This window comes from Pseudoalteromonas sp. 2CM28B (genome assembly GCF_023161935.1).
In genome coordinates, this window is record NZ_JALNTH010000057.1 from 1 (window position 1) to 16,889 (window position 16,889).

Annotated in this window: 20 protein-coding genes; 16 read left to right on the plus strand and 4 right to left on the minus strand. The window is 38.8% G+C overall.

The features are described from left to right. Positions 1–439 (plus strand): hypothetical protein (locus MTN96_RS34390; protein ID WP_013463093.1); only part of this gene is annotated, 439 nt, incomplete at its 5' end. Between the two features lie 43 nt (positions 440–482). Here the strand turns inward: MTN96_RS34390 and MTN96_RS34395 are convergent. Both MTN96_RS34395 and MTN96_RS34400 read right to left on the minus strand, forming a co-directional pair. Beyond that, positions 483–1,055, minus strand: coding sequence for a YolA family protein (locus MTN96_RS34395; protein ID WP_013463092.1), 573 nt, complete (start codon positions 1,053–1,055; stop codon positions 483–485). 948 nt (positions 1,056–2,003) lie between these two features. After that, positions 2,004–2,633, minus strand: coding sequence for a hemolysin III family protein (locus MTN96_RS34400; RefSeq protein ID WP_248534470.1), 630 nt, complete (start codon positions 2,631–2,633; stop codon positions 2,004–2,006). A 281-nt stretch (positions 2,634–2,914) separates the two neighbouring features. Between MTN96_RS34400 and MTN96_RS34405 the strand changes: the two genes are divergently transcribed. From MTN96_RS34405 to MTN96_RS34475, 15 genes are all read left to right on the plus strand, one after another. Continuing rightward, entirely contained in the window at positions 2,915–3,193 is a 279-nt protein-coding gene (locus tag MTN96_RS34405; RefSeq protein ID WP_248534472.1) for a hypothetical protein, read from the plus strand. Positions 3,194–3,421: 228 nt separating this feature from the next. Then, entirely contained in the window at positions 3,422–4,000 is a 579-nt protein-coding gene (locus MTN96_RS34410; RefSeq protein WP_036984076.1) for an LON peptidase substrate-binding domain-containing protein, read from the plus strand. 70 nt (positions 4,001–4,070) lie between these two features. Beyond that, on the plus strand, positions 4,071–4,694 hold the full coding sequence (locus MTN96_RS34415; protein ID WP_036983976.1) for a sigma-70 family RNA polymerase sigma factor: 624 nt from the start codon (positions 4,071–4,073) through the stop codon (positions 4,692–4,694). Continuing rightward, complete coding sequence (locus MTN96_RS34420) at positions 4,687–5,352, plus strand: ChrR family anti-sigma-E factor (protein WP_036983977.1); 666 nt, start codon at positions 4,687–4,689, stop codon at positions 5,350–5,352. Before MTN96_RS34415 ends, MTN96_RS34420 begins: the two co-directional genes overlap by 8 nt. 8 nt (positions 5,353–5,360) lie before the next feature. Further along, positions 5,361–6,314: a DUF523 and DUF1722 domain-containing protein gene (locus MTN96_RS34425; protein ID WP_036983978.1), complete on the plus strand. Its 954-nt coding sequence runs from the start codon at positions 5,361–5,363 to the stop codon at positions 6,312–6,314. Next, on the plus strand, positions 6,314–7,708 hold the full coding sequence (phrB, locus tag MTN96_RS34430) for a deoxyribodipyrimidine photo-lyase (RefSeq protein ID WP_069439704.1): 1,395 nt from the start codon (positions 6,314–6,316) through the stop codon (positions 7,706–7,708). Before MTN96_RS34425 ends, phrB begins: the two co-directional genes overlap by 1 nt. 1 nt (position 7,709) lies before the next feature. Next, positions 7,710–8,138: a nuclear transport factor 2 family protein gene (locus MTN96_RS34435; protein ID WP_069439705.1), complete on the plus strand. Its 429-nt coding sequence runs from the start codon at positions 7,710–7,712 to the stop codon at positions 8,136–8,138. Between the two features lie 2 nt (positions 8,139–8,140). Continuing rightward, positions 8,141–8,851 (plus strand): SDR family NAD(P)-dependent oxidoreductase, encoded by a 711-nt coding sequence (locus tag MTN96_RS34440; RefSeq protein WP_248534474.1) that lies wholly within the window; start codon positions 8,141–8,143, stop codon positions 8,849–8,851. Continuing rightward, positions 8,848–10,101, plus strand: a complete 1,254-nt coding sequence (locus MTN96_RS34445) for an NAD(P)/FAD-dependent oxidoreductase (RefSeq protein ID WP_248534476.1) — start codon at positions 8,848–8,850, stop codon at positions 10,099–10,101. Before MTN96_RS34440 ends, MTN96_RS34445 begins: the two co-directional genes overlap by 4 nt. Further along, the gene (locus MTN96_RS34450) at positions 10,094–10,831 is read left to right on the plus strand and encodes a DUF1365 domain-containing protein (RefSeq protein WP_248534478.1); all 738 of its coding nucleotides are present in this window, start codon (positions 10,094–10,096) and stop codon (positions 10,829–10,831) included. The genes MTN96_RS34445 and MTN96_RS34450 overlap by 8 nt, the downstream gene beginning before the upstream one ends. A gap of 49 nt (positions 10,832–10,880) precedes the next feature. Next, entirely contained in the window at positions 10,881–12,143 is a 1,263-nt protein-coding gene (locus MTN96_RS34455) for a cyclopropane-fatty-acyl-phospholipid synthase family protein (protein WP_248534480.1), read from the plus strand. Next, positions 12,121–12,621: a DUF2878 domain-containing protein gene (locus MTN96_RS34460; protein WP_036983986.1), complete on the plus strand. Its 501-nt coding sequence runs from the start codon at positions 12,121–12,123 to the stop codon at positions 12,619–12,621. Before MTN96_RS34455 ends, MTN96_RS34460 begins: the two co-directional genes overlap by 23 nt. Positions 12,622–12,651: 30 nt before the next feature. Further along, positions 12,652–13,140, plus strand: a complete 489-nt coding sequence (locus MTN96_RS34465) for a chalcone isomerase family protein (protein ID WP_013463263.1) — start codon at positions 12,652–12,654, stop codon at positions 13,138–13,140. A gap of 1 nt (position 13,141) precedes the next feature. Next, positions 13,142–13,681, plus strand: a complete 540-nt coding sequence (locus MTN96_RS34470) for a DUF3833 domain-containing protein (protein ID WP_013463264.1) — start codon at positions 13,142–13,144, stop codon at positions 13,679–13,681. Between the two features lie 208 nt (positions 13,682–13,889). Next, positions 13,890–14,165 carry an HU family DNA-binding protein gene (locus MTN96_RS34475; RefSeq protein WP_008112559.1) on the plus strand — a complete coding sequence of 92 codons (276 nt, stop codon included), beginning with the start codon at positions 13,890–13,892 and terminating at the stop codon, positions 14,163–14,165. Positions 14,166–14,229: 64 nt separating this feature from the next. On the opposite strand, the gene ilvN is transcribed toward MTN96_RS34475, so the two are convergent. Both ilvN and MTN96_RS34485 read right to left on the minus strand, forming a co-directional pair. Then, positions 14,230–14,730: an acetolactate synthase small subunit gene (gene ilvN / locus MTN96_RS34480; RefSeq protein ID WP_013463265.1), complete on the minus strand. Its 501-nt coding sequence runs from the start codon at positions 14,728–14,730 to the stop codon at positions 14,230–14,232. Then, on the minus strand, positions 14,730–16,454 hold the full coding sequence (locus MTN96_RS34485) for an acetolactate synthase 3 large subunit (RefSeq protein WP_069439709.1): 1,725 nt from the start codon (positions 16,452–16,454) through the stop codon (positions 14,730–14,732). Before MTN96_RS34485 ends, ilvN begins: the two co-directional genes overlap by 1 nt. Positions 16,455–16,889: the final 435 nt, after the last annotated feature.

The following is a 16,889-nucleotide window of genomic DNA, read 5'->3' on the forward strand; positions in this document are numbered from 1 at the left end:
TATGCGAGTTGATGCAAACGTACATTATTTTAATGGGAACCAGCGTACCAAGCCTTCAACAGAGGCCTCAACGTCATTTTCGGCTGCATTAACAGCAGCACAAACAGACAATGATAAGACTGACAGCAGCACAAAACAGGCGGATTTCACTAGTATGACCCGGCAAGAAATGCGGGACTGGGCCAACACTCAAATCCGCAATGGAGAAATGTCTCTCGATGACGGCAGGCCTTTCATGGCTATGACTATGAAAATACCCGTAAATGGAGGCGAACTGGCAGGTGCACACAGTGATGAAACACGATATAACTTCATTCAAAAAACGCGTGATGGCATCCAAGGCGCACTGTCACGCAATGACGAGACTACTTTGAAGATGTTAGAATCAGCTATGTCTATCATGCAAGACAAAAGTACTGGTGTTAACATTCGTATTTAGAAATATAAAAAGGCCAGAATGTCTGGCCTACATCATTAATAAATCAAAGAATACTGATCTGGACTGACATAGTATTCCATGGCGAATTAGTCGAAGTATTTTGGTATTTGAATAATCCGTTTTGATGACCATCGACATTGTATTCATTGAGGAAACCCACAACAGTTTGCCCAGCGGTACAAGGCCATGTGTAATTACTACCAGTCACACAAACAGGCGTACTTGAGTACATTGTGGAACTCGGAAGTAACCCACCGTTCATCCAAGCAATATGATTATAACCATAACCAATTTCTAAAACAGCAGTACGCAGCTGCTCTCCCCCATGATCACATGCAGTTGTTGTCATACCAACAGTGGACTCCCACCCACAATCAGTTGAACCAACAGCATATACCCACATTGAAGATAGCGGCGGAGCTGATGCTCGAGCCATTAATTCAGACTCCATGCGGATGTTTTTGATTTCGGCAGGAGCTGGAGCATTCTGACTAGTGAGTACAGGAAGGGAGGTAATTACTTGTTGACTGCGCGGAACTTCCTCAGCATAACTCATATTACTTACACCAGTTGCTATGACTACAGATAGCAGGCAATTAATTAAATTTATTTTCATAGTCCTTGAATTTCCCTTTTAATATCAATTGAAAGGTATTTATAGTTCACGCCTTTAGCATTGTCAAAAAATGAAAACATAATGATAAATAATTAATTTTTATATTTGTTAACTGATAGCAGAAAATCAAACACAAGACCTTCATCCAACAACTGAGTTTCACCGGTGAAACTTTAATTTTAGCGGCTAAAATAATGGGGTATCACACTTTGACCTGCAATACCCCCTACCTAACAATTAACCTATTAAACTTATAACCAATTGGGCTACAGAAATTAGGGAAATTAAATTAATAGAAAACCTTCCTTCTACTTTCACTTTATAATGAATATCTATTTTCATTCGCGTGCTCATTAATATTGATAGTGCCCCAACCGCAGTGTAATCTTAAATTGCCGTAAAAGATTGGCGGTTAGAACGTGGCATCCATGCCATTTTACTATCGTTGATTTTCAACCAGGCCTCGTGCCTGGTTACCTTCATTTTTTATGTTTCTTTGATACTAACAAAATTTTTTAACTATCTGCGGCGCTGAAAAAATTAACCTGTCGCCTTAGTTCCGCTTAATCATAATTTAACGCATAGCACTTTTACGAATAAGCAAAAGGTGAGTATTTATTAAAATAATTGCCGGTGTATCTACCATTTCACATTAAAAACAGGTGCGGCGGCACTCTAGGTTACACTGTCGTATTAACCTAGAGGCCTTGCCATGTAAGCGCTAATAACGAATTGCACACGGGAAAGTTACACGCGTGATGTGAACGGTACTTTTGAACGGACTCGATAAAGTTATTGAATAAACAGGTCTGATAAACACAGCCGTACGTATTGCTATCTGTGCGTTGCTAATTTAGAAAAGTCCCTGACACGTTTCTGTCCAAAAACGAGCTTAACCGACCGTCTGCTTCTCGCTCAAACCAGACTAATCTAAATGGCTTAACCAGCCTAATAAACATAATTACTGATTGAAATATAATGGCTAACACATCCACCAATAACAAAAAGGTGCCAAATAGCATGGCTATATTGAGTACTTTTAGCACTATAAAAAATAGTACCTACACTATAAAATAAGCCGCCACCTAATAGCCAATAAAGTGCATTGATAGGCACGTTTAAATAAAGCGGATACACAATGGCTAATGCAAACCATCCCATTAATAAATAAGTAGCCAGTGATACTTTTTTATTGCCATTTTTAACCAATAGCTTATAAGCGATGCCTGCAAACGCTACTGTCCAAATAAAGGCTAAGGTAGCCCAAGACCAGAGCCCAGATAACGACAGCAACAAAAAGGGCGTGTAGGTGCCTGCAATCAGTAAATAAATGGCGCAATGATCACATTTTTTGTAAAACGCTCTCAATCTTGGGCGCACACTGGCGTGATAAAGCGTTGAAGATAAAAATAAAATTAGTAAGCTACTGCCGTATATCAGAGTACTGGCATAGCTTTTCACACTATTAGTTTGTTTAACTAAATCCCAAAAAACAAAAGCAGCAAATACAATGCCTAAGGCATGACTAATAACATTTAACAGCTCTTCTTTTTTAGAATAGGGAGCTTCAACAGACATAACAGATCCTACCACTTTCCGAATGATTTTTAGTGTACAGGTGTACGCTGAAACTTTCAAATACGAAATAAAGTCATTAATTTACTGAACATTAACAAACACACTATTATTTGGTTTTATTTTTAAATTCATTGGTCAAAATTACTAATCTAGATTTTGTTGATTTCATTTTAATTTGTTTATTTGATTTTAAAACAATGACTTATAAAGTTTTTTCTTTATGGCATAGCCCTTGATAGTAACTAAGTGTACTAACCAATAAATAAACAAGGAATACTATTATGAAAACTTCAATCAACATGACAATCGCTAGCTTACTTGTATTAGGCTCAACTCAGGTTAACGCGACAGAAGTCGATTTAAATATTACAGATATGCTAACTAAAACAGTGTCTACTTATGTATCACAAGCAACCTATGAACTTGAACAGTCAGTAAAAGAAGCTGTTTCTTTTGATGTCGAAGCTATTTTAGATGGTTTACTACAAACCAACCCAGTTGTTGATAATAGTGGCATTGATGAAAAGCAACTTGTAGTAAAAACACAACAAAAGCAATAAAAATAGGGAATAAGTGATGAACAGCGAGTTCGAATTGTTAGCCCTGATGTTGGCGCCAGTGGCAAGTGTACTGAGTGTATATTACATCGCTTACATGATAAAAAATGTGGGAACGAGGTTTAATTAGCGAATGCACTTACACGGTAAAACAATCGATGTAACTAAAGCTGATCGACTTCAATAGAGCGCACGTAAATAAAGGCAGAGTGTTTGAAAGAAGTAGACTTTATGAAACGTGCGATTTTCCCATTACCTATTTTTATATTACCTGAAGGCTATACGCGATTACGTATATTTGAGCCTCGTTATTTGACGATGGTTAAAAACGCATTAAAAACAAACAGCGGTTTTGTACTTTGCACCTTCGAACACGACACACCATTTAATATAAGCGCCCAAGGGTGTTTAATGGATATTATTGATTTTGACCAAGACGAAAGCGGTATGCTGTTGATTGATGTTTTTGCATCAAAAAGTGTGCAACTAGATAACGTGTACCAAGACGAACAGGAGTTACGCTATGGTGAGGTCTCTGCGTGCAATACACCTTATTGGTACAATAGCAGTAATCATGACATTGGCGAACATCAACTACTTCAAGTGGCATTAGAAGAAGTATTCTCTAATAATCCACAGCTACAGTCTCTTTATAAACATACCCAGTTTAATCAACTTACTTGGGTTGTTGCCAGATGGCTTGAGCTTCTCCCTATTTCTATTGAGAAAAAACAACAACTTGCATTTGAAACTAATTTTGATAACTTGCTGAATTTCCTCCATACTGTGATTAATAATGAATTTGCCTAAAATAATTATGATCCGCTTATATTCTTAGCTCGTAGTGGTACTAACAAAAGCTATAACGGGACATTTTACTATGGTAAGTCAACAACAAATATTACGTTGTGAACCTAACACAGGTAAGTATACTGCCATGCCAGAAACGCCAAGTACGGAGCTCAGGGAAGCATTAGTTAATGTAGCCCAATCTCGCGATAAAAAATCTTTCGCGTACTTGTTTGAATATTTTGCACCAAAGATCAAACGCTTCGGCATTAAGCAGTTTGGTGTAGAAGCCCAAGCAATGGAGTTGGTGCAAGAAACGCTCACTTCAGTGTGGCGAAAAGCGCATTTGTACAACAGCGACAAAGGCGCAGCCACTACGTGGGTTTATACGGTAATGCGTAATGCGTCCTTTGATATGCTTCGAAAGATGAAAAGCAACAAAGAAGAAAATATCAGCGAAGACATCTGGCCGTTATTGAATGAATCAGAAGATACACATCACGAATACAGTGACCACCTTGAAGATAAACAAATTAAGCGCTACCTAGATAAACTGCCACAAGCACAAAGAGAAGTGGTACGCGGTGTTTACTTTCAAGATATGTCGCAAGAGCAGCTTGCTCAACAATTAAACATTCCAGTAGGCACGGTAAAATCACGATTACGTTTAGCCTTGCAGAAATTACGTAATGAAATGGGAGATCAGCATGATTAAACATCACCCGAGTGAAACACTACTTACACAATACTGTGCAGCAACACTTCCCGCATCACTAAGCTTAGCCGTATCTATTCATGTAGACATGTGCCCAATATGCCAAGCTGAGGTTGAAAAACTCGAGGCAAGTAATGCAAAAGCAGTGTTTAGTGACAACATGAATGTTAATAACGATGAGCAAAGCGACGATATAGCGGACTCAGGGTTGCTTGAATTAATCACGTCAGACGATTCGATTGATGAAGTTTATGCTGTTGAACCTGTTACTATTGATGTGAATGACCATAATTACAGCTTACCAAGAGCATTAACACGTATTTCTTATAGCAAATTTACACAAGTAGGTAAGCTTGCTCGTTCACGTATAGCGCTTGACGATGGGCATTTACGCTCGAGTTTATTGCACATAGACGCAGGCGGCGAAATTCCTGAGCATACACATACAGGTTTTGAAGTTACGCTACTTCTTGATGGCGAATTTACAGATGAAGAAGGCAGTTATGTACCAGGTGATTTTATTTGGCAAGATGGCCGTCATCAACATACTCCTTTAACAAAAGAGGGATGTTTGTGCTTTACTGTTGTTAGTAGTGCGCTACATTTCAATAAAGGACTTAGCAAGTTACTTAACCCAATTGGTGGCTTGATTTATTAAGAGAATCTATGCAAACAGATACAATAAAAATAGGTATTAGCGCCTGCTTAGCAGGCGAAAAGGTAAGATTTGACAGCGGCCACAAAAAATCTAACTTTTGTATGGAAGAGCTGGCAAAACATGTTGAATATAAAATGTATTGTCCTGAGGTTGCGGTTGGCTTACCAATACCCCGTCCAACAATTCGTCAAGTAAAAACAGGCGATACTATTAAAGTGTGTCGTCCGGATGGTACGGGAGATGTTGGCCCGCAGCTCACAGAATACGGTAAAAAAATAGCTACAGAACAAGCGGGGCATCTAAGTGGATTCGTTTTTTGTGCTAAGAGCCCAAGCTGTGGCATGGAGCGCGTTAAAATTTACAATGAAGCAGGAACGGGTAACACCTCTGAGGGCGTTGGCTTCTTTGCTGAACAAATCATGAAACACAATCCTTTACTACCTTGCGAAGAAAATGGACGTTTAAATGACGTTCATTTACGCGAGAATTTTGTAATGCGTGTTTATACATTACATAACTGGCAACAGTTAGTGAAAGAGCCGGTTACTGTACATCGTTTGACCCAGTTCCATGCTCAATACAAATACTTGTTAATGGCTCATAATTATCAAGCGTATCGTGATTTAGGCAATCTACTTGGAACATTTGTAGGTGACGATGTTAATGCTCTAGCCGACGAGTACATTTTAGGTTTAATGACCGCGCTTAAACGACCTGCTTCAAGAAAAAATAATTCTAACACGTTGATGCATTTGCAAGGTTACTTCAAAAAAGATTTATCAAAAATCGAAAAAGAAGAAATGCGAGATGCAATAGACGAGTATCGCCAAGGGTTGGTGCCGCTTTATGTACCACTAACCTTGCTTAAACATCATTTAAAGGTTCACCCGAATGAGTATTTAAGCAAGCAAATATACTTTAACCCTTATCCTAATGAACTTAAGCTACGTTACGGTTTGTAATGAATACACTATTTTGGTTTAGGCGCGATTTGCGCCTTTTTTCTAACGAAGCGCTTATTGAAGCGCTAAATAATGGTGCTAAACACGCCATTTTTTTTGTGTGCGAAAAACAATGGGCACAGCATAATACTGCCCCAATTCAAATTGACTTACTAAAACGCAGAGTCAGTTATATCCGTGAAAAATTAGCTGAGTATGGCATTAATTTACACGTGATAGAGGCTCCTTATTTCACAGACTGCCAAACTAAGCTTCTCGATTTTTGTCAGCAGTATGAGATTAAACACATAATAGCCAATAAAGAATATGAACTTAATGAGTTTAATAGAGATAAAGCGATTCAAGCGCAATGCGATCAACAGCAAATAACATTTACTTTATACGAGGGTGATATCATTGCTCCCGTAGGTAGTGTACGCACTCAAAATAATGAAATGTATAAAGTGTTTACGCCCTTTAAACGGGCGTGGCTAAAACAGTATCAAGATACTCACTTTAGCTTGGTGCCGTGGCCATTATCTTCAAATCCTATTGAGATTGAATCGTGTGAATTACTCAGCAGTGATGACAGCTCAAAAAAATGGCCGGTTGATGACGACACTTTAGCTAATGTAGTCGATAATTTTATCCATGATAAATTAGCAAGTTATGATGATGTACGCGATATACCTAGTGTAAAAGGAACATCGGGTTTAAGCCCCTATTTAGCATTAGGGGTTGTTAGCAGTAAGCAGTTAATGGTTAATATACAACAACATTACCCCGATATACTGACCACCTCAAAAAGTAAAACGTTTACCTGGGTTAACGAGCTGATCTGGCGTGAATTTTATAAACATTTAATTGCTGAATTCCCAAAACTTTCACGCGGTGCCAATTTTAACGAAAAGTACGATAGTGTGAGTTGGCGTGACAGTGACGCTGAGTTTAAGCAATGGTGCGAAGGCCGTACAGGCTATCCACTTGTTGATGCCGCCATGCAACAGCTATTGCAAACAGGCTGGATGCATAATCGTTTAAGAATGGTGGTTGCGAGTTTTTTAACTAAGCACCTACTGATTGATTGGCGCAAAGGCGAGCAGTTTTTTATGCAGCATCTTATTGATGGCGATTTAGCCTCAAACAATGGTGGTTGGCAATGGGCTGCAAGTACCGGCTGTGACGCACAACCTTACTTTAGGGTATTCAACCCCATTACCCAAAGCGAACGCTTTGATCCAAATGGTGATTTTATCCGTAAATATCTGCCTGAATTACAAAAAGTGCCAGATAAACACATTCATTTTCCTCATACCTATTTAGCAGCAACGGGGCAAAGTGAACACTGTTACTGGCCGGCAATTGTTGATCATAAAGCGGCACGAGCGAGGGCTTTAGCTGCATTTAAGGTGTGATATGGATAACCAATTATCAGTCGATAAATTTGTAGAAATATATCAAAAGCTTGATAAAGATAACCTAGAGTTATTAACTGAAATTTACGCTCAAAACATTCACTTTATAGATCCGTTGCACGAGATTAATGGCCTTGAAGATTTAAGGCGTTATTTTTGTGGTTTATATAGTAATGTTAAGCATTGTCGATTTGACATAACCGATTCATTTACCAACGATAATAATGCATTTGTATACTGGACAATGCATTATTCTCACCCAAAACTTAACGCGGGCAATACAATTTCAGTGCAAGGGCACAGTAAACTAGTATTTGAAGGTGCGAAAATTATTAATCACCGCGATTACTTTAACGCTGGAGAGCTTTTGTATAAGCATATTCCATTACTGGGCAACATTATTAATTTTATTGATAAAAGGGCTGGTTAACTATGATTACCCTTATTACAGGTGCAACGTCGGGTATTGGTGAGCAACTTGCTATTAAGTATGCCGATCAGGGTGATACAGTGATCGCCTGCGGGCGTAATACGCAAAAGCTCGCTGAACTTGCCAAACATAACAACATAGAAACCTGCCAGTTTGATGCAACCAATTTGCAAGATATAAAAGCGGCAACGTTAGGGTACACTCAATTTGACCGCGTAATTCTCAATGCTGGCAACTGCGAGTATGTTGACGATGCACGTAATTTTGATAGCGCCTTATTTGAGCGTGTTATTAACGTTAATTTGTTATCAACGGGTTACTGCTTAGAGGCGCTTTTGCCAAAAATAGTCTCTGGCGGGCAATTAGTGATGGTTAGTTCAAGTGTTACTTATTTACCATTACCACGTTCAGAAGCGTATGGTGCATCAAAGGCAGGCGTTAGCTATTTAGCTAAAACCCTTGCGGTTGATTTAAACGATGTTGATGTAACACTAGTACACCCTGGTTTTGTAAAAACCCCTTTAACTGATAAAAATGATTTTCCTATGCCGATGGCTGTTAGTGCTGAAAAAGCGGCTGACTATATAATAAAAGGCGTTAACAAACGTCGTAAAGAAGTTCATTTCCCCTATCGTTTTACATTTATACTTAAAGCATTGCGAATATTGCCACTTTCGCTTTGGCTTAAAATTGCAAAAGGATTAACCCGTTGAAAAAAATAGCAATAATTGGGACTGGCGTATCAGGTTTAACCTGCGGACATTTACTGTACAAGCATTACGATGTCACATTATTTGAAAAAAATGATTATATTGGTGGTCACACCGCAACTGTAGATGTAGAGCACAGCGGTATTAATTACGCGATAGATACGGGGTTTATTGTATTTAATGATAGAACGTATCCTTATTTTGAAAAGTTGCTTAAACGCATTGGTGTGAAACGTAAACCGACACAAATGAGTTTTAGTGTGCATAACGAGGCAACCGGCTTTGAATACAATGGGCATACATTTAGTAGTTTATTTGCTCAACGCAGAAATATAGTTAGACCTAAATTTTGGCGTTTATTGTATGACATCGTGCGTTTTAATAAGTTATGTAAGGCTTTGCACGCAAAAGGTCACTACACAGAGCAATCACTAGGTCAATTATTACAACAACATCGTTTTAATGATTTCTTTAAATATCACTACATTTTACCTATGGGTGCTGCCATTTGGTCTACTAGCATTAAAGAAATGGAAAATGTAGGGGTTGAGTTTTTTGTAAAGTTTTTCTTTAACCATGGTTTGCTAGACATTACCAATAGACCTCAATGGTACGTTATTCCCGGTGGCTCTCGTGAATACATTAAACCGTTGATAGCTGGTTTTGCTGATAAAATACAGTTAAACACTGACATTAAATCGGTAACCAGAGACGAGCAGGGAGCCACCATTACATTTGCTGATGGCCAGCAAGCCCTGTTTGATAAGGTTATTTTTGCGTGTCATTCAGATCAAGCTTTAGCGTTACTTGGTGATGCCTGCAAGCAAGAAAATAAGGTGTTGGGTGCTATTCCATACACTGAGAACTCGGTGGTATTGCATACCGATGTTTCATTATTACCAGATAGAAAAGCTGCATGGGCAAGTTGGAATTATTTGCTCAATAACAATACCGATAAAGCGGCGGTGGTTACGTATCAAATGAATATACTGCAAGGGATCAAATCAGATACACAGTTCTGCGTTACCTTGAACCACTTAGAAGGTATTAATCAGAGTAAAATTCTACGTGAATTTACCTATCACCATCCTGTGTTCAATCAACAATCTATTGCCGCTCAACAGCAAAAGCATACCGTTGATGGACAAAATAACACGTACTTTTGCGGAGCGTATTGGTATAACGGCTTTCATGAGGATGGTGTGCGCAGCGCCGTTGATGTGGCCAAGCAACTCGGAGTAGAGTTTGACTAATGCAGTGTATTTAGGTGATGTTAAACATAGCCGTTTTGCTGTTAAACATCACGCGTTTAATTACCCGCTTTATATGATGTGGGTTGATTTAAATAATACTCATGCGCTTAATGGCGTCCATAAGCAGCTTGGAACTTCAGGGTTTAAAGCATTGAAGTTTGAGCAATCTGATTATTTAAAAGGGTTACCCGATAGTCATCATCAGCCCATCATAGAGCGAGCTCATGCGCAGCTAGCCCAGTTAGGGGTAGATGAGAAATTTAGCCATGTGTACCTGCTAGGGCAGTTACGCTGCTTGGGTATTTACTTTAGCCCCGTTAATTTTTATTTTTTTGGCCATGACGATAATCAATTTAGCTACATGGTGGCCGAGGTAAGTAATACCCCATGGAATGAGCGACATTACTACTTGGTTCCACTACAAAAAAAAGTGAACTTTAAGAAAGTTTTTTCCGTATCACCCTTTATGAATTTGGATATGAACTATCATTGGACTGTTCGACAAAAGAAAGACAATATACTGATACGTATAGAAAATAAGCGAGATGAAGAACTACTTTTTGATGCTTCGTTAAGGTTACAGCGCCAACCCTTGTGCAATAAACAAATGAGCAAGTTGTTGAAGCGCTTTCCTGCAATGACATGGTCTATTTTCAGAGGTATTTACTATCAGGCATTTAAATTGTTTGTTAAAAAAGTCCCTTTTTTAGGTCATTCAGGCAAACTTTAAATTTAATTTATGTTGTTTTATAAGTAATAACAATAATATAGGTAAGTATATGGAAAAGGTATCGAGCTTACGCGTTCAGGAACGCACCAGTTGGTTTACTAATTTTTATAAAAAGTTAGTGTTTAAAGCGTTCTCGTCAATTGATACAGGTCAAATAGTGCTTGTAGACAATAATCAGCAGTCTGTATTTGGCGATACGTCATCAGAGCTTAAAGTAACGGTAACCGTTAATGATACTGCTATGTATAAAGCATTTGCGCTGTCGGGAAGTATTGGCGCGGGAGAATCTTACATATTAGGGCAGTGGCAGTGTGATAACTTAACTCGGTTGATAGAAATTTTTGCAATTAACCAAGACCAACTAGACGCATTTGAAAAGAAATTCGCTTTTTTTAGTAACCTTGCTCATCGTATAAACCACATTAAAAATAAAAATTCTCACTCGGGTTCTAAAAAGAATATTGTTGCACACTACGACTTAGGCAATGACTTATACGAGTCTTTTTTAAGCAAAGAAATGCTTTATTCAAGTGCCGTATACCCAAGTAAAGACGCCACCCTCGAGCAAGCACAGCAATACAAACTACAGCGTATTTGTGAACAAGTCGAGTTACAACAAGGCGACACCGTCATTGAAATTGGTACAGGTTGGGGAGCATTTGCAATTTACGCGGCTACTCACTACGAATGCCATGTAACAACCACTACCATCTCTGATGAGCAGCACGATTATGTTGCAAATAAAATTAAAGAGCTTGGGCTTGAAAACAAAATAACCTTGCTCAAACAAGATTACCGTTTACTAACCGGTAAATACGATAAGCTAGTATCAATTGAGATGATAGAAGCGGTTGGTCATGAGTACTTGCCTAGTTTTTTCACTCAGTGCGGTCAGCTATTAAAAGACGATGGTGCTATGCTTATTCAAGCAATTACAATTAGCGATCAGCGTTACCAACATTATTTAAAAAATTCTGACTTTATTCAGCAGTATATTTTCCCCGGTGGGTGTTTGCCTTCGCTCAACGAAATGAGTGAGCAAATAAAAAATCATACCGATATGAATATCCACACAGTTAACGATATTGGTGTTCACTACGCAAGAACCCTTGCTGATTGGCGAGATCGTTTCATTGCAAGTTGGCCAAACCTCGATAGTAATAAATTTGATGAGCGATTTTATCGTTTATGGCTATTTTATTTTGCTTATTGCGAGGGCGCATTTAGAACTCGCGCAACAAGTACCGTGCATTTAATGGCACGCAAACCCCGTTTTACGAGTAGTAATGATGAGATTGCACTCGCTTATTAATTTTGTTCTGTTTCAAGTAGTGTGGTTTTTATGCCTACTGCTTGAACAGCACTCATTTATCTATTCAACTGTTATCATTGCATTAATGTTTTATTTGTCAGCGCAAAAAAAACAGGATGCTTTTTTGCTTCTAAAGTGCTTACCACTAGCCTTACTAAGTGAATTTATCGCGGTTAAGTTCGGTCTGATTGAATTTAAAGTAGCGCCATTTCCGCTTTGGTTAGTGTTTTTATGGGCTGCTTTATTGCTATGTATTAACACCTCAATGTCGTTTTTAACAACCCTTAAACCTTGGCAAGCGTTTATTGTATGTTTAGCGTTTGCACCAGGAAGTTACTGGGCGGGGGCGCGATTCGACGTGTTAGAACTCGGCTTGCCGCTATGGCAATTTTGGCCGTTATACGGTGCTTTATGGGCTGCAACGTTTAGCGTTATTTTATTTATTAACGGTAAAATTGGCGCGTTTATTAAGCAATAAAACAATTGTATTTACTGCTTGGAGCTGATTATGAAAACGCTTTTAAATTTAGTACTAATTTATGCCCTGTTTAACCATGCTGCTTATGCTGATACCCAGTTTAACAAAGTGGGCGAGGCACGTATGGAATACCTTTTTTGGGATGTTTATGATGCAACGCTTTTTACTCCCTCTGGATCTTATAGTCCCAAGCAAACGCCAGTTAAATTTACTTTAACTTATCTGCGAGACTTTGATGCTAAAGACATTGTAAAAGCCACTAAAGAGCAATGGCAACATTTAGGTAAATCACAATTATCAGCTCGCTATGCAGATAAATTATTAGCGATATGGCCAGACATTAAAAAGGGTGAATCGTTAACCTTACTGACCGATCAGCAAGGACACAGTATTTTCTTTCACAATGACAATGAAATAGGCCGCATAGAAGACACCACTTTTGCAGATGACTTTTTAGCTATTTGGCTAAGTGAGAACACCTCAGAACCATCGATTAGAAATCAACTTTTAGGGATTTAATATGATTAATCTAAAACGTATCAAAGTAACTTTGCTGCTGGTAGTAAGCTTTTTTATTGCAAGTTGTTCAGCGCCGAGTGTAGAGCACTACAAAGGCTCAGAGCCTAATTTCGATTTTAAGACTTTTTTTAGCGGCGATTTAAAAGCCTACGGTGTTGTACAAGACTTTAAAGGCGAATTAACCCGTAAGCTTGTTGTAGACTTGAGCGCTACGTGGGATGGCAACCAAGGCGTTATTGAGGAAGACTTCGTTTATGATGACGGCGAAACCCAAAAACGTATTTGGAAAATAACCTTAAACGACGACAACACGTTAACCGGTACTGCTTCTGATGTTTTAGGTACGGCCACAGGCAAAAGTGAAGGCAGTGTTTTTCATTGGAACTACAATGTGGAAATTCCTTATGATGGCAGCACTTTTGAAGTTAACTTTGACGATTGGATGTATTTAGTCACCAACACGCGCTTGATAAACCGCACATCTATTGTTAAGTTTGGCGTTGAGGTCGGGGAAGTGACCTTAGTAATTGAAAAAATATAGCGACTCATCACAGTGCATAGCTGCACTATATTTGTGCTTAAATTAAGTTTTTGTTAAACCAACTCGCTGTATTTTACAGTGAATTACTATAATTTTACTAATTTTTTAGTATTTAAGTTAAAAAACGTAATTTGCTGTTGCTAACTCTTCGAAAATGCATAAAGATAGGATTTGCGAAGGCAAAATAATAACGAATAGGAATCTAATAATGAACAAAGCTCAACTAGTTGAAAAAATCTCTACTGACGCAGAAATCTCTAAAGCAGCCGCTACACGTGCACTTGATGCATTCACAGGCGCTGTAACTTCTTCACTAAAAGAAGGCAACTCTGTTGCATTAGTTGGTTTTGGTACTTTTTCAGTTAAAGAACGTGCTGCTCGCACAGGTCGTAACCCACAAACAGGTGCAGAAATCCAAATTTCAGCAGCGACTATTCCAAGCTTTAAACCAGGTAAAGGTCTTAAAGACCAAGTAAACCTATAAGGTTTAGGTTTATAAAAATAATAAAAGGGCTATTAAGCCCTTTTTTTTGCCGTAAATTTAACGCTTATTTAGCTTTAAGCGCCTTATCTCCGCGACCAATGCCGACCGCGCCAGAGCGAACCACTTCTATAATGTCTGTTTCATGACGTAAGGTATCTAAAAACGACTCTATTTTATCGGTACTGCTTACCAATTGTAGGCTGTAACTTTGACGCCCCATATCTAAAATAGCGCCCTGAAATACATCTACAACCCTCGTTACAGCAGCTCGCGTAGCTTCATCTTGAGCAAATACTTTTACTAATAACAGTTCGCGCTCTATGTGGCTCATTTCGGTTAAATCAATCACCTTAAGTACATCGACCAGTTTATTTACCTGTTTGGTGATTTGCTCAACAATTCTATCATCGCCTTTAGTGGTGACAGTAATACGCGAGAGTGATTCATCATCAGTGGTTCCAACAGTTAAACTATCAATGTTGTAAGCTCGTTGAGAAAAAAGCCCCACTATACGTGATAACGCACCGGGTTCATTTTCTAATAATATAGATAATATACGACGCATTATGCCTTTACTCCTTTTCTTAACCACATTTCATCGATGCCACCGTGCTTAATTTGCATCGGGTAAACATGTTCTTTTTCGTCTACTAAAATATCTAAAAACACTAATCTATCGGTTATCGACATGGCTTTGTCTATTGCTGGCTGTAATTCATCCAGTGTATTGACTCGTATTCCTACATGGCCGTAGCTTTGTACAAGTTTTACAAAGTCAGGAAGTGATTCCATATAGGAAGAGGAGTGTCTGCCGCCATAAATCATATCTTGCCATTGTCTAACCATACCTAGTGAACGGTTATTTAACGAGATCACTTTTACCGCTAAGTTGTATTGTAAACAGGTAGAAAGCTCTTGAATGTTCATTTGAATAGAGCCGTCGCCAGTCACACATAAAGACTCTTTATCAGGAAAGGCGAGCTTAACCCCCATTGCAGCCGGTAAACCAAAGCCCATGGTGCCTAAGCCGCCTGAGTTGATCCACTGACGAGGGTGCTTAAATGGATAATACTGCGCCGCAAACATTTGGTGTTGGCCCACATCTGAACTGACATAAGCATCACCATTAGTCGCTTTATAAATAGCCTCTATAACTGCTTGAGGTTTAATTTTATCGCCATCGGTATTGTAGTTTAAGCATTTTTGTTCGCGCCAACTGATCACCTGTCGCCACCAATCTTCTTGTGCACTGCGGTCTATTTTTATTGGGCTTTTATCTATAGCAGTTTGTAACTGTTCAAGTACCGTAGCTAAACAGCCAACAACCGGAATATGTGCTTTTATGGTTTTGGAAATTGAAGTCGGATCGACATCTACATGCACGATAGTGGCATTAGGGCAAAACTTTTGTACGTTATTGGTAACCCGATCATCGAATCGTGCGCCAAGGGCTAAAATAACATCAGCATTGGCCATGGCTTTATTTGCTTCTAATGTACCGTGCATACCCAACATACCAATAAAGTTAGGATGAATGCCTGATATACCGCCTAGTCCCATTAGGGTATTGGTAATAGGGGCATTAAGCGATTCGACTAAGTGGGTTAGTTGCTCTGATGTATTTGAAAGCACAATTCCGCCACCAGAATAAATAACCAGCTTTTTCGCTTCTAAAATAGCAGCAACGGCCTTACGAATTTGTTTAGAGTGACCCTTGGTATTAGGGTTGTAGGTTCTGAGTTCTGTTGCCGCTGGAAAGTTATAAGCAAAGGTTAGCTCAGGGTTAAGCATGTCTTTAGGAAGTTCAACGACAACTGGGCCTGGGCGACCTGAGCTGGCAATATAAAAGGCTTTAGCAAGAATATTGGGAATTTCACTAGCGCTTCTACAATTAAAGCTATGCTTTACGATAGGGCGAGAGCAGCCAACAATATCCGTTTCTTGAAACGCGTCATCGCCAATTAAGTTGGTTGGCACTTGACCTGATAACACCACCATCGGAATAGAATCCATATACGCAGTTGCTATGCCTGTTACACAGTTTGTTGCCCCCGGTCCAGAAGTGGCAAGTACAACACCGACTTCACCGGTTGCTCTTGCGTAACCATCGGCCATGTGTGTGGCGGCCTGTTCGTGACGGACTAAAATATGTTCAATATCATCTTGCTGAAATAGCGCATCATATAAGTCTAATACTGAGCCACCGGGGTAACCGAATATATACTTAACGTTTAACTCTTTTAATGACTTAACAACCAATTCAGAGCCATTATATTCTTGTTTACTCATCCTCATTCCTCTGTTGACTGATTTATGCAAAAAAAAACCCCCGCGTAGTGCGAGGGTTTAAAAAAGCATGTTTCACCTTTTAATACATCCCCGCTGGGCTTATCACTAAGACCAGTACGAGTAAGACTAAAAGACGAAATTGTGTGTTCATAATGTGTTGCTCTTTAAAATAAAATGCTGTTTAAATTACAATTTTTGTATGTGGTTATTTTTAAGGCTTTTGCGCGCTCATGTCAACCCAAAACTAAAGTTTTTGGATTAAAAATTCACTTTTATATCTTTTTTAATCTTAAATTCTAATTGCTGTGAAGTATTCTCACGTTAAAAGCAGAAATTATGCATTTTTAATTTTAAGGAGTAGGGAGCTTAAATACACATTAATTACATTAAAGTGATACAGGCGGTTTTGAGCAGGCATAAAAAAAGCCAACAGAT